We start from the raw sequence: 22,563 nt of genomic DNA on the forward strand, positions 1-22,563 counted from the left end.
GACTACCACATCATAACGGCGTTATTCTCGGCAGATCCCGTATAGTATAGCCGGATACGCAGTTTGTAGCGCCGTCCTTTAAACAATTTAAGACGTATGGTCGCGTTGCGGTCCTGCCCGCTGTCGTCGTCGGCCGTTTTAAAGCGAAATACCCCATCAACTTCCTCAAAAAGGGCGGCTACTGTATCCGACGTGCCAAAAACCTGTACGGTGTAGTAGCGGGTATCAGCCGGCTCGATCACAAAGTTTTGCTGGTCGCCAGGAGCTAGCTTCAGCTGAACAGACTTAAACGGTTCGAGCGTTTGGTCGTTAGCGGGATTGAGTTGCGGATAGAATTGTTTGACCCAGACTTTATCAAAATCCGACAGCCCACCTGGAGGATTCAGTCCCTTTAGTCTGTATTCTTCCGGTGATTTGATCAAACCGGGTCCGAAAGGATAATGCATTATTGAGTTAGGGTCCCAGTTAGACCCCCTAACTGTATCGGGCGCAATTTTTCGGATGATGTTGTAAATGGTCTTCTCCCGTGACCAGTTATTGGGTGGGGCCGCCAGCGCGTTGATAACGGCCTCTTCATCCCAGACAATGCCAGAGTTCGGGTTCTGGTGTTCATGTGGAAAGCCCAGTGTGTGTCCAATTTCGTGGATGGCCGTGTCAATTTCGCCGGGCCGGGTAAGATCCCAGCCAAAGTTCATTGTGCGCTCATCGGGCCCTTTGCCCAGAATGTCCCGGCCAAGAAATGACCAGGCACCGTCGCCCTGCATAAATCCGATTCGTATTTCAGCTTCACCACGGGTGGTCACTTCGGTAAACTCGAGACCAATACCGACGCTTTTCCAAACCTTAAAGGCATCGCGCACAACGTCTTTTTGAGCCTCTTCGCCGGTCCAAGTTCGAAATTCTTTTGTTCCGTTTTGGAAGAAAACAAATTCACCATCCGATTCCCGGTCGAAGAAGTAATAATGCAAGACAGTGGCATTAGCCCATTTGTTACCTAATAACAAAATCAGCGCTTCGCGACTTGGATCGATATTGGGACTAAAAACGCGGGCGGGCCTTTGGGGCATTGCGCAGAACGACTTTCCCTTGTCGTCATTGGCAATGGGAGTTGCATCGAGGGTTCGGCCCTCGGACTCTGAATAACTTTCTTTCTTCTTTGCCATGAGTCGTATTAATCAGCGGATTACACCAGAAATTTAACTTGTTACTCAGGGCCATAAAATGGGGAAATACCCGTATTTATTTTAAGGTCAATCCATTTCAGTGGTAATCTGTCTATTTTTGTCACAGACATACATTATCGTATGCTAGTCAAGTAATTGACAGTTGTTGAGACAAGTAGTGCCTTGAAATGCCCTCTCACTAATCAGCATCTCATTTTCAGTCGCTGATTGAGTTGGTGATATACACGATTGGTATTTAGCTACTTGCTTCCTGATTGCTAAGTAACTGCAACGTTTCACATGACCTAGTGAACACAAGAATTTGCACTATTCTTGTGTAGGTTATGGACGACTTATTATGTTAATGAACTATTCCAAGAGAGCCCATAATATAAACACAGAGCCGGTTTCTTTAACCCAAATGCTTAGGTGAACCGCCAAACATAACTGGCGTATATAAGCCAATGAGTTTCATGTTGCTCTTGGTATACCGCGATATTATATGCCCTCTTTTGTTTCTAATAGGCTTACTCCCGCTGCTGTGGTCTGATATCTTTGTTGAGAGCTATTGGGCTTGTCAGGGATGGTTTTACGAAGCAACCCCGCAGTTTCAAGCGGCAGAATCAACTTTCGGTATGCTTTGAATTGATTAGAACGGCCTACGTGTGCCAACAATTCTTCCCGGCGACGGGGAGTAGTGGCTGCAAACTTAAGTAGTTGATAGCTTACCTCGTCCAGAGGAACCAAGTTCGGAACTAAGTTCGGAACTAAGTCAGGAACCAAGTTGATTGACTCAAAAGCTGGGTGCCGGGTAAGTTCAACCAGAAAGTAGGTCCGTTCATCGTCTGTCTCGAAGCGGGCTTCCTGGGAGCCGTTCTCGCGTAGAGCCTGTTGTACAATGGGCAGTCCTGTCGCCCGGCCTTCAGTTAAGTCGAGTTCTTTTAGAAAATCACCTAACCGCCGATTCCGATATCGGCGCGCTCTCACGGTGGCTGCAGTGAGTGTTTCCAGCCGTAGGGAACGGTCAGGCCCACCGAAGTTGACGATAACCATCGAGCTTCGATAAACGCGAATCTCTATGGGCTCGCGAATCTGGTAGTCCCGGTGGTACACGGCATTAGCCACCAACTCTTCCAATGCCCGGAAGGGATAGTTCCACACTCTAATCGCTTCAGCTTGCATCGGTACTTTGGTTACCAATTCTTGTAAAAACTGAGTGCGTAAATAGTGGAGCACGTCCCGAATCTGCTGCTGAACCGGTCCCGAGAAACGCTGCTCGGTAAACGTTGGAGCGGATTCCCCGTCGGGAAAATAGACCACATCAATGTAAGCATAGGGAAAGAACCGTTCAGGATGTTCGTTAAAAAGCATCAGCGCCACGTTGCGTGGCAAAAGCCGTTCGACTGGCCCATCAAGCAAGGCCATTTGTGCTAACAGTTCCGCTTTGGGTAGGGCCTCGGACTGCATGGCTAACCGGCTTTTGGTTCGGCGCAGGTGATCGCGCAGCAACAACATATCGATATCCTCTACTGTGGCCTGCTGATTAGGCCGGTCGTCAAAGGGTACCTGATTCGTCATGGCAATCAGTTCCTGTTGCTGGAACTGGTTAGCTCGTACAGAATTAGCGTACTGCCGAACATAGTACTGATAAACCTTCTGAGAGGCTGTAACATTCTCCGGTACCTCATGTGGTCGGTTGGCACTACCGGGTACCCATAGAATCCCAATTCGCTTATCGTCCACCTCTTCAACAAAGAGCCGGGGGTGATAAACCGGTCTAACAAGGTTATTATAACCGATCATCCGCTGTTGAATGAGACTAATCTGTTGATCGTCTAATCCCAATACCGGGCGTTTGGCGCATCCATTCTCTTCGGCCACCCCCACCAGAATATACCCACCACCGATGTTTTCGAAGTCATTGGCAAAGGCACAAATACTGCGGTAGATAGAATCGGGATTCCAACCTTCTTTGAACTCGATACGGTCAGACTCAATAGCGTGTGCGGTGAGTAAGTCGTTAATGTTAATGGGTAGCGTCATACCGTTTATCATAGAAAAGCCGGTTTTACCCGGCTTTCTTATCTCAATACAGGAATAGTAAGACTGGCTCTACCAAACCTGGTCGAGGTTAGTCAGTCGATAACTCATAGCCAACTCACTGACGTTAAACCGTCGTGCCAGTGGACCAATCAGATTGTAGTTTTCTTCACGCCTGATGTCAGCGGGGCTCACGGCTTTGATGGCTTGACTCACCAAGTCGAGGGGCATTAACAGAGCCGCAGCAAAAGCGTTGGCTTCACGTTCCTGAACGTTCTCACCGGTTGATGAATTACTGTCCCGAAACAAGGTCAAATACTTCTCTACCGTATCGACGAAAACGCCTTGCCGACGATGATCCAACACGTAATGGCCCAATTCGTGAGCAATTGTGAAGCGTTGTCGTTTAGGGCTATTGTGAACCGCATAACCAATCTGGGCATTAAGACCGTCACGCAACAGTACGCCAGATACGTCTTCTCCAAAGTCATAGGGGACAAGCGCAATACCAAGCTGAGTAGCTACCTGGTCAACGGGTATGCCCATGTCGTCAATCAAATCATCGAGACGCGCCGGGTAAAATCCTGTCTGCCGGAGAATCGTTGAGGCGATCTCCTCAATCTGTTTTTGACGTTTCTTGTTCATGGCTGTTGGTCCGCTTCATAAAGTCTGACAGGAAAGAAGTGAGTTTGGTAACATCCTTCTCGGGCACGGCTTTCAACGTGTTTGCATCAAGCATCGTACCATTGGAAAATGCCGATTCAGTCGGCACTAAGGTTTCCAGCGTCACATGCAGTTTTTGGGCAATCTCAACAAGCAGATACAGGGGTGGGCGTTGTCGTCCCTGTTCGATATTTACCACCGACGTGCGGGTCAGGTCGATTGCAAAGGCCAGTTGTTCTTGGGTCAGCTCCCGTATGTTGCGGTGCTTCTTGATGTTTTCGCCCAAAAGCTGATAAAACCGTTGTTGCTCGTTCTGATTCACGTCACAAAGGTAGCTTGAAAAATACAAATAGTCAATATTGCAAACGTTTGTAATATTGACTATTTTAAACAGGTTTATAAGATGAACTATTTAAGTTGACGGGGGGTTAATTTTATGTATCATCAAATTAGACCACCATGTCGAAAAAGAATCAACACATTGTCCCACGCGGGGAAGGCTGGGCTGTACAGGGCGCAGGAAATAGTAGAGCGACCCGACTAACCGATACGCAGCAAGAAGCGATTCGGGCAGGAAGGACGATAGCCCAAAATCAGGGGGCTGAGTTAATAATCCATAGTGAGAATGGACGGATCAATCGGCGGGACTCTTACGGTAATGATCCGTATCCACCGAAAGGCTAATGATTTTGTGGGAGCCGGAAACGACACGTTTCCGGCTCTTTGACTTTTCGTCAGTACAGTTCACTAAAACAGCCCCCTTGGTATGCCCTTGATGGAAATGATTTCTGGCATTGGTTTAAGCATAGTCGCTAATCGACTTGATGCTTTTATAGTAGATAAGCTACCTCCGGGCCACCGACGAAAACTTTTTCTGGCCACCTTCAAGAAGACTGACATTCGTGTTTCGATCGCCTACCTCTATCGCATCGAATTGGATGGTAGCTACCTGCTAGTGAAAGGAAAGCGCATAAACCAGTACCAGCCTGTCGGCGGGGTACGCAAATTTTACAAAGGTGCTCAGTCTACATTCCGGGAGTTAGGTGTCCGCCCCGACGACTTCCTCAAGATTGATGATATAAGCCGTGATGACTTGCGGGTCCGGATGCCTGCTAAAAACTTGTTGAAGTTTCTGGATTGGTACGAAACTAAACATGACCGCGAAATCTGTCAGCAGCGCGAGTTTCGGGAGGAATTGATTGCTCCAGGCTACTTAAAACCAGAAACTTTCACCGACTTGGAGGTTCAATACCTGTACACAGTTCCTACGTTTCATTACTCTCCACATTTTCAATGCTGGGAGCTACTGTATCATGAGGTGTTTGAGCCAGTATTTACACCTGGTCAGGTGGCTGCCGTACAGAAATTGAAAGAAGGGTCATCCGATGAGTACGTGTGGGTGGCTGAAGAACTGATTCTCTCCCTAGGGCATGATAAACGATTGGGAATGAAACCTTTTCAGATAGGCGACCATGCTCAACTACTCATTAGCAAAGACAATAGACTGTTTAAGCACTAGTTCCCACCGTATATGACCCCGACCACTCCTTTTACAACGCCCTCCAGCCCTGATTTTCAAATTAGTGATCTTGACGATTTACTGAACCGATTGGGCGAAAGCTTACAATTAGACCCAACCCGCCGACGGTTAGCGGAGGAACGATACAAATCGGTGGCCGATTACATTGAACGGGATGAAGCATTTTTTAAAAATGCACTGCTCAGCGTATATCCACAAGGGTCATTTCGTATCCGAACAACAGCCAAACCCTACAAACAGAATGAGTTTGATCTCGATTTTGTCGTACATCTTGACTTCTTGACCGGCAAGAACTATCCACCGATGGAGGTACTGAACCAGTTGGAACGGCGCTTGCGCGAGAATGATACCTACAAGGGCAAGATTGAGCGGAAAAATCGGTGCATTCGAATCGTCTATGCAAACGATTTTCACATGGATATCACCGTAGGCTGTCAGGAGACGTTCCATGAAGAGAACCGAATCATCGTCCCTGATCGCAAAACAAAAACTTGGACGGGAAGTAATCCCGTTGGCTACGGTGATTGGTTTACGGCAAAGGCAACATTACTCCCCCAGCAGCAGGAACGCTTACAGAAAGCCTATAATGCTCGTAACATGAAGATACGGGCCAGTGCCGATCTGCCAGCTGAACCGGCGTACGAGTTCAAGGTACCTCTTGAGCGATCGGTACAAATTCTGAAGCGTCGGCGGGATGTATACTTCTATAGACAGGAGGAGCTGACTACAGCCAGTATCATTCTAACCACATTGGCTGCCGAAGCCTACCAGGGTGAGCTGTCTGTATTCGAGACGATTGATCGGATCATTACCTACATTGAGCAAAAGCCTCGCAACATATTCGGTCGAATTCAGCCGTTCCAAGTGTTGAATCCAGCTAACGCGAAGGAGAACTTCAGCGAAAAATGGTTTGAGGACCATACGCTTTTTGAGGCCTTCATGAAATTCGTCAGTGATACGCGTCAGGTCTGGAATGGGTTAAAAACCGCCACCAATCCAACACTTAGAGAGTCATTACTGGAACGAGCATTCGGTGAGAACCGTGTCAAACGGCTATTATCGGAACAACGTAGTTATCAAGCTATGGCTCAAAAAGCACAGCGCTTGGCTCCAATCGCTCAAGCAGCCGGATTGGGCGTGCTGAATACTACACCTACTGCAAAACCGACGTTTGAACCAACGCCTGTCCATAATCAACCTGCCCGTCGCTACGGTGGCAAGGCGTACTCTTTACAGTCAGTTCAGTTTTCAGCTGGAACAAACTACCTTCAAAGAAGGTGGGTTGAGCAGACTTATCCGGGCATCTTTAGCTGTACCGTTCGCAATGGAATATTGACTTGTACAGGTAAGATCAAGCCAACAGATGACTGTGAAGAATATCGCATTTGCATCAGGTACGTGCCGGGTATACCTCCGCAGGTCTTTATCAACAGCCATCGGATAAAATCAAGCAAATCAATTCATATGTACAGCAACGGTGCATTATGTCTGCATTACCCGCCCGATATCAACTGGAACCATCGTACCTCAATAGCGACCTACACTATACCCTGGATTGCCGAGTGGATCGTTTGTTACGAGTTCTGGAAATTAACAGATAAGTGGGAAGGATCTGAATTCAAGCATTAGCGATCACTCTGGTTTTGAGTCGAAGGAGTCAATTTTTGTTTTAATGATTTCTAGGTATTCCTTCATGTCGACATAGAGGTCACGCGGTATTTTGAACTTTCTCATAAATCGCTCCAGCCTATCCGCGGCATCTTCGGTACGCTCTACCGTATGGCCTTTGCTCAACAACAGGTAGAGAGCCTGGCTGTTCTCTTCCAGAAAAAGAAGTCGGTCTGCTTTTTCGATTAAAAAATCAGCCTGTTGGCTCGAAGCTTTTCGAGCTTTCGGACTCCCGGAGCTCATGCCATAGTGTGATGTTCTTAAATCTGAATGTATGCTACTCAATTCTTGATAGAGCACTTGCCATTGCTTCTTGTCCATGAACGTTACTGATTGGTAAGCTGATCAGAAATTAGATAGGGGCTGATCTTAGTTCCGATAAATTTATCTCATTATACATAATAGTCTGACAAACAGAAGGTCCTAGTCATCTAGTTCACTAAAGTATAAATCTAACCGTCAGGGAGCATAGCTCACAGTAAAGCAATTTTTATCAAACACATATATACTAATAACCAATATCGTATTTTACCCCATTAATCATATAGCACCAGCGCGGTTGATCCAATAGCTTTTACATGTCCAACCAACTCTTTACAAATCGGGACGGCAATACACTGATCAAGAAGTTTGAGGGTGTGTTCACGTATATGCCCGGAATTGCCTGTTTCGATGTGCTGGTTGGCTATTTTCGGGCGTCGGATTATTTTCGGGTACGTCCTCTTCTCGACAAAATCCCAAAAGTCCGAATCCTAGTCGGGATCGATGTGGATCGGCTTACCAAAGATTTTCATGAACGTGGGCAGACGTTTCTGAAGGACGGGAACCTCACCCATACCGAGATACTGCTCATTGATCCGCAGTTTGCCCTTAGCGAGGCCGAGTATCTGGTGGCCGGGGAGAACATGGCGGTTTTGTAAAGAAACAGAGTAGCTTTCAGTATGTAACCACCACTCCAATCAAAAAAATAGATTCGAGACTTAAATATTTTATTTTCATGCAGTATATAAATCCTATCGAATTATTCTATTTACAGAATATTGATCCGTCTTCACTTACTGTGCAAGATATTCGTAAGGCTAAAAAGAAACTAATCGCCGATATCGAACTTTCAGACTCAGGTAGTATAATATATAGAGGTAAAGAACTCTTTAAAGCAGATATTGAGGATGCTTTCGAGTTGCTAGATACGCGGGATAACCGAATTAATTACCATTACTTGGCAATGTTTTCTGCCTTGAATAACTTTTTAGCTACCGGGCATTTAGGATACTTTGAAGGTGGGCAACACCAACAGCTTAAAACGCTAACCCCTCTACCGTCTTTTTTAAAGTTAGTAAGCCCGTATTTTGCTGAGCAGTTTAATAGTGCGTTGACCTTAGCTTTTAGGAATAAAGATGAAATTAAGTTAAAAAAGCTGCTTAACAGTCCAATGCTTGTAACGTCAGATGGCATAGATAAAGCATATCGAGGCGTAATGTCCGAACTACGTAAACGTTTAGCTAGAATAGAAGCAATCAGCCAAGAAGTAAAAGAACGAAAGATTAACGACTTTGAATTAGATACACAGATTGAAAAACGAATTTGCACTGAAGTTGAAATAGACTTACTAAATCTATTTCATAATTATTTTCAACCAGTACGTAATCAATTCGCAATGGCGATCCGATCTGTGGCCATTGATGTATTTAATGAATATAGTAATGCAAGTTTATCCATAATGCTAATTAATATGGCGCTTTCAGTTAAGGTTGATGGGCTTTCAAAAGATAAGCTGATTGAAGACAAAAAACAAATTGATGATATAGTAACCACTCAGCGAGAAAATGATTATAACGAGTCTATTTTCCTGAAATATGGCGAGCATGTTAAAGGGTTAGTGAAAGTATTTGATCAAATACAGGCTAAGACTATTCTACCCTCCACTGCTCAGGTTTGGGTAGATCGAAATATATCTGTCCACGATATTAATCAGTTAGATGGAAGGTTTTCAGAAATAAAAAATCAGATTTCAGCCGGTTTAAGAGCCCTCTCTGTAGCAATTTGGAATTTACATAATAATATAGACGCTGCAATTTATATCATAAACAAGGCAAGTCAGATTGATGTGTCGGATGCAGAGATTAATGATAGTATCAAGCGGGATAAAATGCAATTGAATGTTATTAAAAATCAACAGACCCGCCCTTTGCCTACTTCTCAAAGGCCAATTTCTACTCCTCAAAGATCGACTCCACAATATAGTGCGCCTGGAACGTCTAATAGCAATGGAGGCTTATATGTTTTTTTAGGATTTATAGCATTTGTGTTGTTAATCATTTTTGTGGATTCAGGTAGTAAGACATATACTCCCACTAATTCTGATGAGCGTACTTCAACAATTGTAACGACAGATTCAACAATGACAATGTCTTCAGATACTACACTGACGATGTCTTCAGATACTGCGATGGGTATGTCATCAGAACCGGCTGTCAATTCCTATCAGGAAAGTCAATTAAGTGCTTATGCAGGAAATCAGCTTAATAACGGTGATTCTCCTTTCAACTCATGCTTTAGTCAGGGAATATACGAGGGTCAGGCATACATAGTATTTGAAAATAGTAACGATTACGATGCTGTAGTATGCTTAGTTGAGGTTTATTCTGGCCGTACTGTTCGTAATGAATACATCAGAGCCGGCAGTGATTTCAAGATGTCCAGAATTCCTACAGGAACGTACTACCTTAAAGTGTATTACGGAAAAGACTGGAATCCAAAAAAGCAAAATTTTTGTGGCACATATGGAGGATTTGAAACAGGTGAGCATTTTAGTAAATCAGATGATACAACGGATTATCTACAAGTAGAGAATTCAGAATTCAGTTACTCAACTGGCCGTGTAACGCTTTATACAGTTCCAGGAGGAAATATGTCAACGGAATCGACAAATGCTTCAGATTTTTTCAATCATTAACTTAAATGAATATGCAAGAGAATATTCGTGTGCCTAAGCTTTATCTCGATATTATTAATCAAATCTTTGAGATAGAGAAAAAACTAACTAAAGTTCAGGAGCCTAATTCGATTCAACGTAATGTCAATAAACTGAGAGAAATCTTAGAGAATGACTTATCGGATAATGGTGGATCTCCGATTGGTTTAATGTATTATAACCCTTTGGGCGAAGTGTATAATGAGACTCGTACGGATTGCGAAGCAAGTATAGCTGGTTCAAATACAGATGATTTAGTTATTACTGACGTCATTAAGCCTATAATACGATATCGACAGGGAGGTATGAATTTAATTGTTCAGAAAGGAATTGTTATTGTTGAGTCTAATCAGAAAAATTAAAACTCTATAGTTTCATGGAAAATATGGTTAATTATGGTATCGATTTAGGTACTACAAACTCTGCTATCACAAAGTTTATTAAAGGGGAGGTTGCGGTTTTCAGTAACCCCACAGATTTCGGTCGTAACACATTACCATCTGTTGTGGGATATAAGAAAGATAAAATTCTTGTTGGCAGTAAAGCCAAAGAATTACTTGAAAAAGACCCACGGAATGTAGTAGGTACGTTCAAGCGGAAGATGGGTACATCTGAAAGTTATAAAATTAAGGCTATTAACGATTCCAAGACGCCTATTGATTTATCTACAACTGTTCTCAAGGAATTGAAAACTTTCCTTCCTCCCGGTGAAGTACTTGATGCTGCAGTTATTACTATACCCGCTTCGTTTGATACGATTCAGTCTAATGCTACGAAGGAAGCAGGGATACAGGCTGGTTTTAAGCAAGTAATCTTGCTACAAGAGCCAATTGCAGCTAGTTTAGCTTATGCTAATATGAAAAAAGAAAAGGATTTACAGGATGGACAATGGCTAGTGTATGATTTTGGTGGCGGAACTTTCGATGTCGCTCTAATTCGTATTAAAGAAGGAGAAATGAAAGTACTAGATCATGAAGGAGATAATTTCTTAGGTGGGGCAGATTTTGATCGTTTAATTGTTGAACGGATATTAGTGCCAAAGTTAGAAGAAAAGTATTCGTTTGATGATCTTGCCACGTCCTTGAAAAGTGCCACTGGTCGGCTCAATGCGCAGTATTATGTTATGTTGCGTCACGCCGAAGAGGCTAAGATTATGCTCTCTGCAAAGACTTCTGCTGACATAACTGTTGAAGGATTTGAAGATGAGAATGGCGAGTTAGTCGATGAAGAAATCATTATAACTCGCTCAGAGCTTAATGATCTTATCCGTCCTTACATTGATGGAACAACGGATATGATAAAGAAGATACTAACTCGTAATTCTTTAATGCCTTCTGATGTTCAGTTTACGCTTATGGTGGGTGGCTCAACCTATATTCCTTATGTTCGCAAGCGCGTAGAAGAGGTACTTCAAATTGGTGTAATCTGTGATATTGATCCAACAACAGCAGTAGCTATTGGAGCTGCCTACTATGCAGCTACAAAACCTAAAGAGGTACGCGAAGTAAGTAAAGAAAAAATCCAATCGAGGATTTCGATCAAAGCTGCTTATGAAAAAGTATCTAAAGAGCGCGAAGAGATTTTTTCAGCTAGAGTAACAGGTAGCTTGGATGATCTTTTTTATCGAATAATGAGGGAGGATGGAGGCTTTGACACCGGCCTGAAGACATTAACCGAGCGAATTAATGAAGACTTACCGCTTGTTGAAGGTGTTTATAATTTTTTTAAGCTTTCCATTTATGATAGGCATAATAATATTATAGAAACCGATTTAGGGCTGATAGGTATAAATAGTGGTTATGGGATCAGTGGACAGCCACTTCCAGAAGATATATGTCTTGAAATAGATGATGAAGATCTTTATGGTGCAACCAAACTTTTACTTGTATTTCAAAAGAATGCTGTGCTTCCACTTCGACGCACCATCACGCGCCAATTGAATAAGGCTGTTGTTAGAGGATCGGAGGATAATATTATCCGTGTAAATGTATTGGAGGGACCACATACTGCTCTTCCTGAGGCTAACAAGCCAATTGGTTACCTGACATTAACAGGTCGCCAACTTACTCGCGATGTGCACAAGGGGTCAGATATAGAGATTTTGGTACAATTATCAGAGTCTCGTGATTTGACTATTTCGGTATATCTGATGATGGCCGATCAAGAGTTCACGGAAACATTTAATCCTAAGGTTCGCCATACGCCAATAGGAAAGTTGCGGTTAGACATAGATACCTTGTCAGAGAAACTTGAAGAAGAGATTGAAGAGGCAACTGAGCAAGAAAACTATGAGGTTGCTAAGGAGTTAACATCCCTACGTAAAGAAATGGAGGTTGTTGCAGAGCAAATCGGAACTGTTGCGGATGATGATGTCACTGATGCCCGGTATCAGCTGGAAGATAAAAAGCGAAAACTCGCCCAGGCAATTGATTTTGCCACAAAAGATAAGCGCATCTCGACGGCTCGAATTAGATACGCTGAAATTAGAGAAAAGTGTTCCGCTATAATAAGCGAAGGGGGGAACGATCAGGAGCAAAAGCACTTCAATGATATAGTGGCTCAAGAGCCTAGCTTTTTGAATAGTCAAAACTTAATCAAAATTCAGGAGAAGATAGATGAGTTGTCTGCTATACAAGGGCAAATTCTCTGGCGTTTGCCTAAGTTTTTAACTGGCACTTTCTCTTACTTATGTAATGAAGTTCCAAAAATGAATAACCCAGAGCAAGCGCGATCACTTGTAGATGCTGGTCGCTTCTCAGTTGAAAGTCAAAACTGGGAGCGGCTACGTGAAGTGAATATTTCATTGATAAACCTACTTCCAAGGTCTAGAAATCAGGACATCAGTACGATTATTGGTTTTTAATCTAATGATAAGCTGTAACAGGAAGGACTGGTTTTATTGACTCTTTTTCTGTTCGGAGCTAAGCATGGCTTTCATAATTCGACCTTTCAGTAACTGTTTATGATTCAATCAGCCAGTAATTATCCGCTGTCTATTCTGTTCAATCCAGATCAGAATATCAAATACACCATTCCCAAGTACCAGCGCGAGTACGTTTGGCAGCAGCACAATTGGGAAGCGCTATTCGACGATATTCTGGAAGGGGACAAAGGCCATTTTTTGGGGTCCATCATCTGTATTAATCACAGCACAGATGCCTTGCAAACCCTGCGGCTCGAATTGGTAGATGGGCAGCAGCGCGTAACCACTACGTCGCTGCTCTACACAGCGCTGTATACTTGGCTGAAACAGAATGCCGACCAGGACGATGATGATATACGGGTCGAGATGGCGGGCATACGTAATCGGCTGGTACAGAAGAATAGCCCGGGTGTTACACGGCTCGAACCCTCATTGCAGGGCAAAAACCTGCCCGATTACGAGTACGTACTCCATCAGGCAAGCCTACTCAAACGCGATGTCGATAAGCTCGCGAACGTAGGCAAGCGGCGCATTGATCGGGCGTACCGGTATTTTCTGAGCCGACTGAACGAGACCGACGAAAACAACGTACCCGTATTTACGAGCCAATCAGTGCTTGATCTGCTGGAAAAATTAAACAGCGCATCGATGGTTAAAATCGAAGTCAGCAGTCACTCCGATGCGTTCACGTTGTTCGAAACGCTCAACAACCGGGGCGAGCCACTATCGGCCCTAGATCTGATCAAAAACAAACTACTCGATGTGCTGGAGAAGCAGAACATCAACACCATTGATCAAAACTTTAACCGCTGGACCCGCCTGCTCGATAACCTGACCGACGATCCGGCCACGCAGCAACGCTATCTACGGCAATATTACAACGCCTTCAAATACCGTCCCGAAGTGGCCGTGAAAGGGTTTTCGAAGGCCACCCGTTCCACTATTCTTACTATCTATGCTCGCCTCATCGACGCCGACGTGCGCCCGATTTTCGATGATTTATACGATAAGTCGCAGCTATATAGCCGGTTGGTACGCCCCGATCATGCCGATAACGCAGCCACGGTGACCAGCGCCCTGCTTGATCTGCAACGTATTGGGGGCGTCACGTCGCAGTCGTTTTTGTTGTTTTTGCTGGGTAGCTATCCGTCGCTACCGTCGGCTGAGTTGGGGGCTATCATTCAGGTACTGGTTACGTTCTTTGTTCGCCGTAACGTCACTGATTTGCCACCTACCCGTGATCTCGATAAGCTATTTATTGAGCTGATTGACTGGTGTCGGCAGCAGGATCAGCACCCAACCAGCAGTCATGTTCGGGCATTTTTGCGTCAGCCAGTCTGGTACGTACCTGACGAGGTATTCAGTCTGAAATTGATGGGTAACCTATATCAGGATAATGCCGATGCGGCCCGGTTTGTCCTGTGCAGTCTGGAGGGCAACCATCAGACCCACGAAACCTACACCGATTTATGGCGTCGATCAGAAAGTAAACAATACGTCTGGACCATCGAGCATATTTTGCCACAGGGGAAGAACCTGCCCGCTGCCTGGGTCGACATGATCGGGAATGGCGATGAGGTTGCGGCCCGGCACCTGCAGGAAACCCATGTCCACCGATTAGGCAACCTGACTATCTCGGGCTATAACAGTACACTAGGTAACCAGCCTTTCAGCGATAAACGCGACCGGACCGATAAGAAAGGGCATCCAGTGGGTTATAGAAACGGCTTGTATTTAAATCGGCTTTTAGCTGAAAAGGATAGTTGGACAGCCGAGGACATAGAAACTAGAACAATTGAAATGGTTAAAGATTGCATCAAGCTTTTTTCCATTTGAATCCTGCACAATGGGGTTAACTATACGGGCATTGAGACAATTCTTCATTGCTTGATCAACTCAAACCGATCAGTTAACTACTCTTCATTTAAAAACCATAATTTTTTATGTCAATAAACATCTCAGAGCATTTTGAATAATCATATTTAATACAAGTCTTGATGCGTTGCAACCTAATCTAGGTACTAGCCCAATAAAGCTGGCCATCAGCAAGAAACTTTATACTAATCTAGGCTGCCACAATTTCTCAAAATCTACGCTTTAACGGGCAAGCTCTTTGGCAAATACACCATTGTGGACTTCCTCCTCAAAAGCCTTCTTTAGTCTTCGAGCCGGTTAGCTTCAATAGGTTTGGTTTTGCTAGGGATGCGAATGCGCAGCGTTGTCATATTGGCTGAAGAAATGAATTTCTGCAAGGCTCATATATTATTAATTTTCAATAGGTATTACTTATTGAAAATTATTTATTAAATCGCTTCATCTTAGAAAGATACTCTAAGATGGACCTTGAGGCAAACCTCAATATTACGATTCTTGACTTTACGCTATACCACTTTGATTCATGGCAACCCCTATTGATCGTTTACAGGCATACATAAAAAATTCTAATTACAAAATTATTCTTTCCTTAGGGGAAGTAGTAATTGAAAAAACGCCAATAGGCCAGGGAGGAAATGGCGTTGTTTATGCTGCTTCAATAGATGGAAACGAGGTTGCATTGAAATTTCTGGTTTCAAATGAGACCGGTGAGTCAAAGAAAAGGAAAACTAAAAGATTTTTATCTGAGTACTATAATGTTGTTACATTGAGTAACACAAATAATATAATACGATACATAAACTATGAGAACTTAACTATATCTGATTCTAACGAAGATATATCAGTCCCGGTCATCATTATGAAACGGTATAAGGGATCGCTTGCCGGGTCAAAGACTAGTAAAAGCTTAGAAGAGTTTATCAAGATTTTTAAATTTCTGATCAGTACTGTTAAAAATATACACAATTCAGGTATAATCCATCGAGACATAAAGCCAGAAAATATCTTACTTGATGAATTCGGTTTTGTATTAACGGATTTTGGCATCGCAAGCTATAATCCAGAATTATTCGCTATTAGAGCAATTACTAAAAAAAGTGAGAGGCTTGGCAATCGCGTCTTTTCAGCTCCCGAACAAGAGAATGGTGGTATTCATGCGGCAGTAACAATGGATATATATGCAATTGGACAAGTCTTACAATGGTATGCTACAGGATCAACGCATCGAGGTACCGGAAGAACTAAGGTAGAAGATGTATTTGCTGAGACTAGTCTATATGACAAAATTATTGACAAATGTTTAGAACAAGACCCTCGTAGAAGGTTTCAATCAATCAAAGAAATTGAAGCGTTTATAGAAATTCAGAAAGAAAAGCCTTATTTTACTTATTTAAGTCTCTTTAGCTCGGTCTGTAGACGTTCATTTCCAAGAAATGATTTCGGCATAGTTCATTCTAATGAACAATTAAAAATAGATAGATTATTTAATAATTTATTAGAAAAAATAAGCAATTTCGACGATAAGCTTTGGTTTCTTAGCGATACTATATATTACGATGCTTTTTCTTTAAAAAGTCAAGGGAAATCATCTTGGAAATTCGATGACGATGAATTTACCATTTCTGATGTTTGGGTACATTATAATTCAAGTGAATACAACGATTTTATTCTTGTACGTTTCAAGCAATCGGAACCATTCTTAGTTAATGGAGTTGAGCAATATGAGACTTGTATAGTTGATGATATTCATCATATATCACACTCTGAGTATCACAATAAAATGGCAGATATTAATGGTGAAATATGGGAATTATCAGAACACAAATCTGAAAAAATAATAAGATCCGAAGAGTCTGGTTATTTTTTTCTTTGCACAGAATTCCACTGCGTTTTTCAAGACGAGAATAGAAGTGTAATCGACAATTTTTTAATCGACAAAAAAACAGATGGGCAAATACCTACTATTGAAGAGATTAGTATCATTAAGGAAAAAACAAAAAGGAATATAGATTTAGAGGTACGTTCGAGACTTTAATTACATGACTATATATTTATAAATTTGTGTCATCATAATATATATGTTCCACTTGTTCCTTATAATATAGCATGAGTAATCGCTATGCCTTCTCTTTTCAAACCTTGCCTTCCTTTTTACAAATATTGAACGAGTACCCACTTTATGCAAAGTTCAACTTTGACAAAACTATTCTGCTTCTGGAATTGCATACAATATATTAAGAATGACCGCTATTACTACGTCTAAATAGCGAAGAGACTAGTGAGTTTTATTTACCTTACGATTACGCAAGTCATGCCCGCTATGCAGTAGAGCAACGCCTAAGATCACCGCATTACTGGGCTAATTTATTAATCTAACTTAGGTTTACTGCCACCTTATCAGTTGATCCCTTTCAAGTCGGGTAGTGCCGTTTGACCACTTGGTACCGAACTTTGGGGCGATCAAAGAGCCCATTCCCCTAAAATAGAGATTCCCCACTGCAACATCATAGTACCACATTAGCTTATATAAAGAGTAAGCTATTTGGCGAAATTTATCGATAAATGACCCGGCTGTTGGAGGTCGAGTAAGAGGAAGGCAACCCGATCCACCCCATTAAGCATGCCTTCGAAATGCAACTCCCGCTGAACCCACTGTGAGGTCTTCTACATATGGACTGCTTGCTTGGGTACAACGGTCACGATGGCCGCCGTGCGCTCCGGTCTTTGGATGGTCAGCAGCATTGTGCGCAGGATCTCCATGCTATCGGCGTAGCTCAGCCCATCCGCGGGTCGTCGGGCGGCTAGCCAGTGGTAGGCCAGTTGCTGAAGGGCTTCTTGGTAGGGGGTGGCGTCTAGCAACTCAGTCCAAATGCGCAGGTTCATAGCTCTAATTTATAACTTGATCCGTCTATTTACATGTGTTAAACGGACGTTCAAGACCCGTAAAACAACCCGTGGAACACCTATCTTTGAAGAACGTTAGGGCAGTTTGTCACTAATTACCCCCTCCCTCCTACTTCATGACCCTACCCCTATCCACCCCTCTCCTTACCTCCTCTAACCTGATTCGGTACGTGGCCTACTACCGGGTCTCCACCAAACAACAGGGCGACTCGGGCCTTGGCCTGGCCGCCCAGCAGACGGCCGTGGCCAGCTTTGTTCGAGGTCCTATCGTGGCCGAGTTCACCGAAGTCGAGTCAGGTAAGAACAATGGGCGGGTACAGTTGACTCAGGCCATCGAGCGGGCCAAGAAAGAGGGAGCGATTCTGGTCATTGCCAAGCTCGACCGGCTGAGTCGCAACGCCTCCTTCATCCTGACCCTACGGGATTCGGGCGTCAACTTTCAGTGCGTGGATCTGCCCGACGCCAACACGCTGACCATTGGCATCTTTGCCACTCTGGCTCAGCATGAGCGCGAACTCATCAGCAGCCGCACCAAAGCGGCGCTGCAAGCGAAGAAAGCGCAGGGGGCCGTCCTGGGAAAGCCCGCGAACCTCACCCCGGCCGCTCAGGCCAAAGGAGCCGCCGCGAATGTGGCTCAGGCTAAAGCCAACGAGAACAACCGCCGCGCCTTGTCAATGGCCCTGGCCTACCGGGCCGCAGGCAAGAACCTGGTGCAGATCGCCGATGAGCTTAACCGGGCCGGGTTTCGCACCGCTCGGGGCAGCTCCTTTCAGGCCACTCAGGTCATGCGCCTGCTCAAGCGGGGCTAGCCGTTCCAAGCTTATCTGTCAACAAGTTCGTGAGTGCCTCAGACCCAAAAAGCAGGTCATTGATTTGCGGATGTCACCACCTGTGCGTAAGCTTGTGAGACAGAATTTGACAACCACTGTAGATGGCTCAAACGCACTCGATTGGTGACATCAAATCAACTATTGTTTGTTGATTATCAGCTGGTTTTAGTTTAGTGCCCTTGCGCCCTTTACTATGTTGGGTGAAAGTTCAAGCAGTGGCTTGTGCGTGTGCCGTTTTCCGGGCGACAGGGAGCTTGCCGCTGGTTGCCGTCGGGTGGTGCGTTAGGTAGCGTCGGTTGACAGTGGGTACGCCCCGGTTAGGTAAGCAGGGGCAAGTGAGGTTAGTTTCGTCTGACAGTGCGAACGCCTGAGTTGGAAAGTTTGAGGTTTCCACTTTTAGGGTTACCAGCGACACAGCGAACGCCCCGGTAAGGTTGCCCCGACGAGTCAGGTAGGTTGTGCCCGACAAGCCAACCGCTCCGGTCGGGAGAACAGGGCAAAGCAAATCACAACGTAATGAAGGCTTCGCGTTCGGCATACAAAAGGATATATAAAATGGGCATCGGTAAAAAAATAATTATTTTAATACTCTTAGTGTGCAGCTTGCCCTCCTTGGCGCAAATCACATTTGCTCCTCCCATATGTTCAGAGCTTACGAATATACAAGTCGGCTCACACTTCTATCCGTTAGGTGATTTTAATGGAGATGGTAAGATTGATATGGCGATACAAGAATTGTCAAACAATAGAAGGACTTCTAACATAGCTATTTATTTTGGGAACGGCGATGGAAGTTTTAAGTATTTTAAATCAATTGATTTGAGTAATCACGTAGGTATTAGTGGGATAATTTCAGCAGACTATAATAATGATAAGATATTAGATTTGGCAGTCTATATCACAAATAAACTGAATCTTGGTTTTAGCGATGTCGATGAATATTTATTGATATTCAGAGGAGATGGAGCTGGTAATTTTACTCAAATAAATAGTATTTCACTCGGAATTAATCGTTCAAATATAATTTACAGTTTTACGAATACAGATTTTAATGGTGACGGATATACTGACTTGGCAGTTTCCAAAAAAGCGGAATACGTTATCTCTATTTATATAGGTAATGGTAAAGGTGAATTCTCTGTCGCTGGATCCGTAAACTTTGGCTTTGGTTCGAGTATTATTGATGTTATTTCGATGGATATGAATGGAGATAAAAAAGATGACCTAGTTTTATCAGATATAGGTGATAATAAAGGAATTAGCATTATACTTGGAAATGATAAAAACAATTTTTCATCTAAAAATATAAGGAATTTTGATGGAGGAGTTTTAAGCTGTAAAGATTTCAATAATGATGGCATAATTGATATCGCTTCTTATTCCCCATCAGGTCTTACTATTTTATTAGCGGATACTAGCTTACATTTTTCTCATTTACCAGCATTAAAACTATCAGATACATTTTATACCTCCCCATTAATTGGCGAAGACTTCAATAATGATAACAAGATAGATTTGGCTGTAAAAGGTCCAAATGAATTATTTATTTTGATTGGAGATGGAACAGGAAAATTTATCACTGGAAAAGAACGGTATCAAAATGGTAGTTCCTTCATGAGTTCGTCAGATTTCAATGGCGATGGTAAGATCGATATATTTATTCCACAAACATCTTGTAGTACATTATCAAATGGCGGATTCAGTACTTTGTTAAATACAACCTTAACCCAAAGTATAGATTTCTTTCCAAAAAGCTCTGGTAATGGTGGTGATGTGACAATCAGTTTCTCTGGTCTTTTGATTAAAACGGGTATAAATGTTAAGTTAGTTAAAAATGGCGCACAGGATATATCTGCATCACAAATTTTATTGCCGCGTGAATTTGAAGCAAAGGCAACATTCGATTTAAGAAACAAGGAATTAGGAGACTATGATATAATCATAATAGATGCTTCAGGGGTAGTAATAAACCGTCTTAAAGAATTTAAAATTGTTTCCTTTAAAAAACCAGATATTTGGGTTCAAATAGCAGGCCCTGATTTAATTCGTTCAGGAAGACCTTCCACATTTATAGTCCAAGTAGGCAATAAAGGAAATTGTAACGCAACTGGTATACCTATTTTTTTATTTGTCACAGGTAATAATAAAGTTGAATTTATGAATAATTTTTCAGGATTAAATGGTCAAAAATTAGATACTTTGATTTACTCTTCTCGTGATTCCCTTTTTGGAAGTAGTATCAGAAACAAATCTTATTGGCTTTTAATACCTGAATTAAGTCTTGGCTCAATTAAAAATATTGAAATTCAAGTAACATCACTTACAAATAATGAAGAATTTGAAATAAGAGCAGTAGTAAACTCTCCTTTGTTTGCTTCTCCTTTGCCCGCTGAAAAAGAAGAGTGTCATTTTGCATTAGCTAAAGTTGTAATGGGTGCTGTTCTTTCAAATATTAAAGACGAAATAATTGGCGATGCACTTCAGTGCTTAGATGGAGGAATAAGTACATTTAATAATGGCTTAAATATATATAGAAATTGGGGTTATAATAACAATATAGATATTATGGATTTTGGATACGGCTTTGCTAGCACTTTATATTCCTGTGCTTCAACAGCATCAATATTTTTACCCCAATTGCGTGTAGTTAAGGTTTTAGATAAAGTTTTTGACGTATTAGATAATACGGTTGGCTCTGGTTTAAATGGAGCTCAAGCAGCTGTTAAATGTAGAGATGTCTATGATTTAGCTGGAAATAGAGGTTCTAAAAGAATTAGAAGTCTTAATTCTGTCGATCCAAATGACAAAATAGGTGTTGGTATTACGTCTAAGCATCACATTACAGGAAATGAACCTTTACAGTATGGCATTAGGTTTGAAAATAATGCGAAAGCAACAGCGGATGCCCAGGTAGTTAGAATCATAGATACCCTCGACCGTACTAAGTTTGATTTATCCACATTTCAACTCAATTTTTTTAATTTTAGTGGTAAATACGTTAATATTATTCCAGGGCAGAAAAAAAGAATTGAGTTAATAGATTTGCGACCCCAAAAGAACTTAATACTTAAAATAGTAGCTGAACTTGATGAAATGTCAGGAATATTTACGACAGAATGTATATCGTTAGACCCTAAAACATTGAAGCTTACTTCTGATCCTATACTAGGATTTCTTCCACCAAATGTGAATGCACCTGAGGGGGAAGGAGGTATTTATTATACGGTTGCTGCTAAGTCAGATTTACCCAATAACACAACAATTAACAACAAGGCATTAATTTATTTCGATACTAATGCTCCGATTTCTACACCTGTTTGGAGTAATTCGCTTGATAAAGTCGCTCCAAGCAGTTATGTAAGTGCCTTACCTGCTATTACTACAGATACAACTTTCACAATAAAATGGCAGGGAACAGATAGAGAATCAGGTATTGAGAGATATGATATTTATTACTCAGTAAATAATAAAATTTTCAAGCCACTAACTTTAAATACCAAAAATATTTCATATAAATTTACAGGTAAAGCTGATTCTACTTACTCATTTTATTCTATTGCAGTCGATAGTGTTGGAAATAGGGAAATTATTCCTACTTCTTTTGATGCTAAAACTACAATTGGTAGGATTTTATCTATTAAGCCAATTCTAAATGACAACTTTAATATATATCCCAATCCAGCGAAAAATACTATATATATTGAAACTGAAAAGTCAATAAAAATTGATCAAATATCACTATTTTCTATAAATGGGAAAAAGATTGAAGCGAAAGTAAAAAGTTTTACAGACGGAAAATATCAATTAACTATCAGTAATATTCCAACCGGAGTTTACTTGTTAAATTTGGCAAATAAATATAATGTCGTAACTAGAAAAATAATAATTGAATAGATCAAAGGTGCTTTGTGTTTCGCTCCGCGTGTGAGCTTCCTGGTGACAGGTTGCTCGCCTCCGAAGGAGGGGTTCAGCCCAACAAAGGG

The 22,563-nt window shown here is 42.4% G+C and carries 18 protein-coding genes; 11 read left to right on the forward strand and 7 right to left on the reverse strand.

Features of this window, described 5'->3' with window-relative positions; translation table 11 throughout:
- Window positions 1-2: 2 nt before the first annotated feature.
- The 4 genes from F7231_RS25320 to F7231_RS25335 form a co-directional block, all read right to left on the reverse strand.
- Window positions 3-1,163 carry a matrixin family metalloprotease gene (locus F7231_RS25320; protein WP_166694026.1) on the reverse strand — a complete coding sequence of 387 codons (1,161 nt, stop codon included), beginning with the start codon at window positions 1,161-1,163 and terminating at the stop codon, window positions 3-5.
- Window positions 1,164-1,661: 498 nt separating this feature from the next.
- Complete coding sequence (locus F7231_RS25325; RefSeq protein ID WP_166694027.1) at window positions 1,662-3,206, reverse strand: RNA/DNA-binding domain-containing protein; 1,545 nt, start codon at window positions 3,204-3,206, stop codon at window positions 1,662-1,664.
- Window positions 3,207-3,275: 69 nt separating this feature from the next.
- Window positions 3,276-3,848, reverse strand: coding sequence for an ImmA/IrrE family metallo-endopeptidase (locus F7231_RS25330; RefSeq protein WP_166694028.1), 573 nt, complete (start codon window positions 3,846-3,848; stop codon window positions 3,276-3,278).
- The gene (locus F7231_RS25335; protein ID WP_310589398.1) at window positions 3,820-4,188 is read right to left on the reverse strand and encodes a helix-turn-helix transcriptional regulator; all 369 of its coding nucleotides are present in this window, start codon (window positions 4,186-4,188) and stop codon (window positions 3,820-3,822) included. The genes F7231_RS25330 and F7231_RS25335 overlap by 29 nt, the downstream gene beginning before the upstream one ends.
- 137 nt (window positions 4,189-4,325) lie before the next feature.
- On the opposite strand from F7231_RS25335, the gene F7231_RS25340 reads away from it, so the two are divergent.
- The 3 genes from F7231_RS25340 (at window position 4,326) to F7231_RS25350 (ending at window position 7,035) form a co-directional block, all read left to right on the forward strand.
- Window positions 4,326-4,550 carry a DUF2188 domain-containing protein gene (locus F7231_RS25340; protein WP_166694030.1) on the forward strand — a complete coding sequence of 75 codons (225 nt, stop codon included), beginning with the start codon at window positions 4,326-4,328 and terminating at the stop codon, window positions 4,548-4,550.
- 82 nt (window positions 4,551-4,632) lie between these two features.
- Window positions 4,633-5,385, forward strand: a complete 753-nt coding sequence (locus F7231_RS25345) for an SMODS-associated NUDIX domain-containing protein (protein WP_166694031.1) — start codon at window positions 4,633-4,635, stop codon at window positions 5,383-5,385.
- A 12-nt stretch (window positions 5,386-5,397) separates the two neighbouring features.
- Window positions 5,398-7,035 carry a nucleotidyltransferase domain-containing protein gene (locus tag F7231_RS25350; RefSeq protein WP_166694032.1) on the forward strand — a complete coding sequence of 546 codons (1,638 nt, stop codon included), beginning with the start codon at window positions 5,398-5,400 and terminating at the stop codon, window positions 7,033-7,035.
- A 3-nt stretch (window positions 7,036-7,038) separates the two neighbouring features.
- Here F7231_RS25350 and F7231_RS25355 read toward each other — a convergent pair whose 3' ends face one another.
- Window positions 7,039-7,395: a hypothetical protein gene (locus F7231_RS25355; protein WP_166694033.1), complete on the reverse strand. Its 357-nt coding sequence runs from the start codon at window positions 7,393-7,395 to the stop codon at window positions 7,039-7,041.
- A gap of 257 nt (window positions 7,396-7,652) precedes the next feature.
- Between F7231_RS25355 and F7231_RS25360 the strand changes: the two genes are divergently transcribed.
- The 6 genes from F7231_RS25360 to F7231_RS25385 all read left to right on the forward strand — a co-directional run bounded on the left by F7231_RS25360 (window position 7,653) and on the right by F7231_RS25385 (window position 16,881).
- Entirely contained in the window at window positions 7,653-7,994 is a 342-nt protein-coding gene (locus F7231_RS25360) for a phospholipase D-like domain-containing protein (protein WP_166694034.1), read from the forward strand.
- A 77-nt stretch (window positions 7,995-8,071) separates the two neighbouring features.
- Window positions 8,072-10,030 carry a hypothetical protein gene (locus tag F7231_RS25365; protein WP_166694035.1) on the forward strand — a complete coding sequence of 653 codons (1,959 nt, stop codon included), beginning with the start codon at window positions 8,072-8,074 and terminating at the stop codon, window positions 10,028-10,030.
- 11 nt (window positions 10,031-10,041) lie between these two features.
- The gene (locus F7231_RS25370; RefSeq protein ID WP_166694036.1) at window positions 10,042-10,410 is read left to right on the forward strand and encodes a hypothetical protein; all 369 of its coding nucleotides are present in this window, start codon (window positions 10,042-10,044) and stop codon (window positions 10,408-10,410) included.
- Window positions 10,411-10,424: 14 nt separating this feature from the next.
- Window positions 10,425-12,911: an Hsp70 family protein gene (locus tag F7231_RS25375; protein ID WP_166694037.1), complete on the forward strand. Its 2,487-nt coding sequence runs from the start codon at window positions 10,425-10,427 to the stop codon at window positions 12,909-12,911.
- Window positions 12,912-13,010: 99 nt separating this feature from the next.
- On the forward strand, window positions 13,011-14,807 hold the full coding sequence (locus F7231_RS25380; protein WP_166694038.1) for a DUF262 domain-containing protein: 1,797 nt from the start codon (window positions 13,011-13,013) through the stop codon (window positions 14,805-14,807).
- 562 nt (window positions 14,808-15,369) lie between these two features.
- Window positions 15,370-16,881, forward strand: coding sequence for a protein kinase domain-containing protein (locus F7231_RS25385; RefSeq protein ID WP_166694039.1), 1,512 nt, complete (start codon window positions 15,370-15,372; stop codon window positions 16,879-16,881).
- Window positions 16,882-17,510: 629 nt separating this feature from the next.
- On the opposite strand, the gene F7231_RS25390 is transcribed toward F7231_RS25385, so the two are convergent.
- Window positions 17,511-17,705, reverse strand: coding sequence for a hypothetical protein (locus F7231_RS25390; protein ID WP_166694040.1), 195 nt, complete (start codon window positions 17,703-17,705; stop codon window positions 17,511-17,513).
- 161 nt (window positions 17,706-17,866) lie between these two features.
- On the opposite strand from F7231_RS25390, the gene F7231_RS25395 reads away from it, so the two are divergent.
- A complete protein-coding gene (locus F7231_RS25395) occupies window positions 17,867-18,559 on the forward strand; it encodes a recombinase family protein (protein WP_166694041.1) in 693 nt (230 codons plus the stop codon).
- Between the two features lie 229 nt (window positions 18,560-18,788).
- On the opposite strand, the gene F7231_RS25400 is transcribed toward F7231_RS25395, so the two are convergent.
- Window positions 18,789-19,118, reverse strand: a complete 330-nt coding sequence (locus F7231_RS25400; RefSeq protein ID WP_166694042.1) for a hypothetical protein — start codon at window positions 19,116-19,118, stop codon at window positions 18,789-18,791.
- On the opposite strand from F7231_RS25400, the gene F7231_RS25405 reads away from it, so the two are divergent.
- Window positions 19,097-22,474, forward strand: coding sequence for a T9SS type A sorting domain-containing protein (locus F7231_RS25405; RefSeq protein ID WP_166694043.1), 3,378 nt, complete (start codon window positions 19,097-19,099; stop codon window positions 22,472-22,474). The two genes, F7231_RS25400 and F7231_RS25405, sit on opposite strands and share 22 nt — an antisense overlap.
- The last annotated feature ends 89 nt before the right edge of the window (window positions 22,475-22,563 follow it).

The sequence above is a fragment of the Fibrivirga algicola genome (assembly GCF_011742925.1).
GTDB lineage: Bacteria > Bacteroidota > Bacteroidia > Cytophagales > Spirosomataceae > Fibrella > Fibrella algicola.

Excerpts from the sequence above, each read along its gene's own strand:
- F7231_RS25320 (WP_166694026.1), bottom strand. The coding sequence starts at position 1,163 with ATGGCAAAGAAGAAAGAAAGTTATTCAGAGTCCGAGGGCCGAACCCTC.
- F7231_RS25325 (WP_166694027.1), bottom strand. The coding sequence starts at position 3,206 with ATGACGCTACCCATTAACATTAACGACTTACTCACCGCACACGCTATT.
- F7231_RS25330 (WP_166694028.1), bottom strand. The coding sequence starts at position 3,848 with ATGAACAAGAAACGTCAAAAACAGATTGAGGAGATCGCCTCAACGATT.
- F7231_RS25340 (WP_166694030.1), top strand. The coding sequence starts at position 4,326 with ATGTCGAAAAAGAATCAACACATTGTCCCACGCGGGGAAGGCTGGGCT.
- F7231_RS25345 (WP_166694031.1), top strand. The coding sequence starts at position 4,633 with ATGCCCTTGATGGAAATGATTTCTGGCATTGGTTTAAGCATAGTCGCT.
- F7231_RS25350 (WP_166694032.1), top strand. The coding sequence starts at position 5,398 with ATGACCCCGACCACTCCTTTTACAACGCCCTCCAGCCCTGATTTTCAA.
- F7231_RS25355 (WP_166694033.1), bottom strand. The coding sequence starts at position 7,395 with ATGGACAAGAAGCAATGGCAAGTGCTCTATCAAGAATTGAGTAGCATA.
- F7231_RS25360 (WP_166694034.1), top strand. The coding sequence starts at position 7,653 with ATGTCCAACCAACTCTTTACAAATCGGGACGGCAATACACTGATCAAG.
- F7231_RS25365 (WP_166694035.1), top strand. The coding sequence starts at position 8,072 with ATGCAGTATATAAATCCTATCGAATTATTCTATTTACAGAATATTGAT.
- F7231_RS25370 (WP_166694036.1), top strand. The coding sequence starts at position 10,042 with ATGCAAGAGAATATTCGTGTGCCTAAGCTTTATCTCGATATTATTAAT.
- F7231_RS25375 (WP_166694037.1), top strand. The coding sequence starts at position 10,425 with ATGGAAAATATGGTTAATTATGGTATCGATTTAGGTACTACAAACTCT.
- F7231_RS25380 (WP_166694038.1), top strand. The coding sequence starts at position 13,011 with ATGATTCAATCAGCCAGTAATTATCCGCTGTCTATTCTGTTCAATCCA.
- F7231_RS25385 (WP_166694039.1), top strand. The coding sequence starts at position 15,370 with ATGGCAACCCCTATTGATCGTTTACAGGCATACATAAAAAATTCTAAT.
- F7231_RS25395 (WP_166694041.1), top strand. The coding sequence starts at position 17,867 with ATGACCCTACCCCTATCCACCCCTCTCCTTACCTCCTCTAACCTGATT.
- F7231_RS25405 (WP_166694043.1), top strand. The coding sequence starts at position 19,097 with ATGAAGGCTTCGCGTTCGGCATACAAAAGGATATATAAAATGGGCATC.
- F7231_RS25400 (WP_166694042.1), bottom strand. The coding sequence starts at position 19,118 with ATGCCGAACGCGAAGCCTTCATTACGTTGTGATTTGCTTTGCCCTGTT.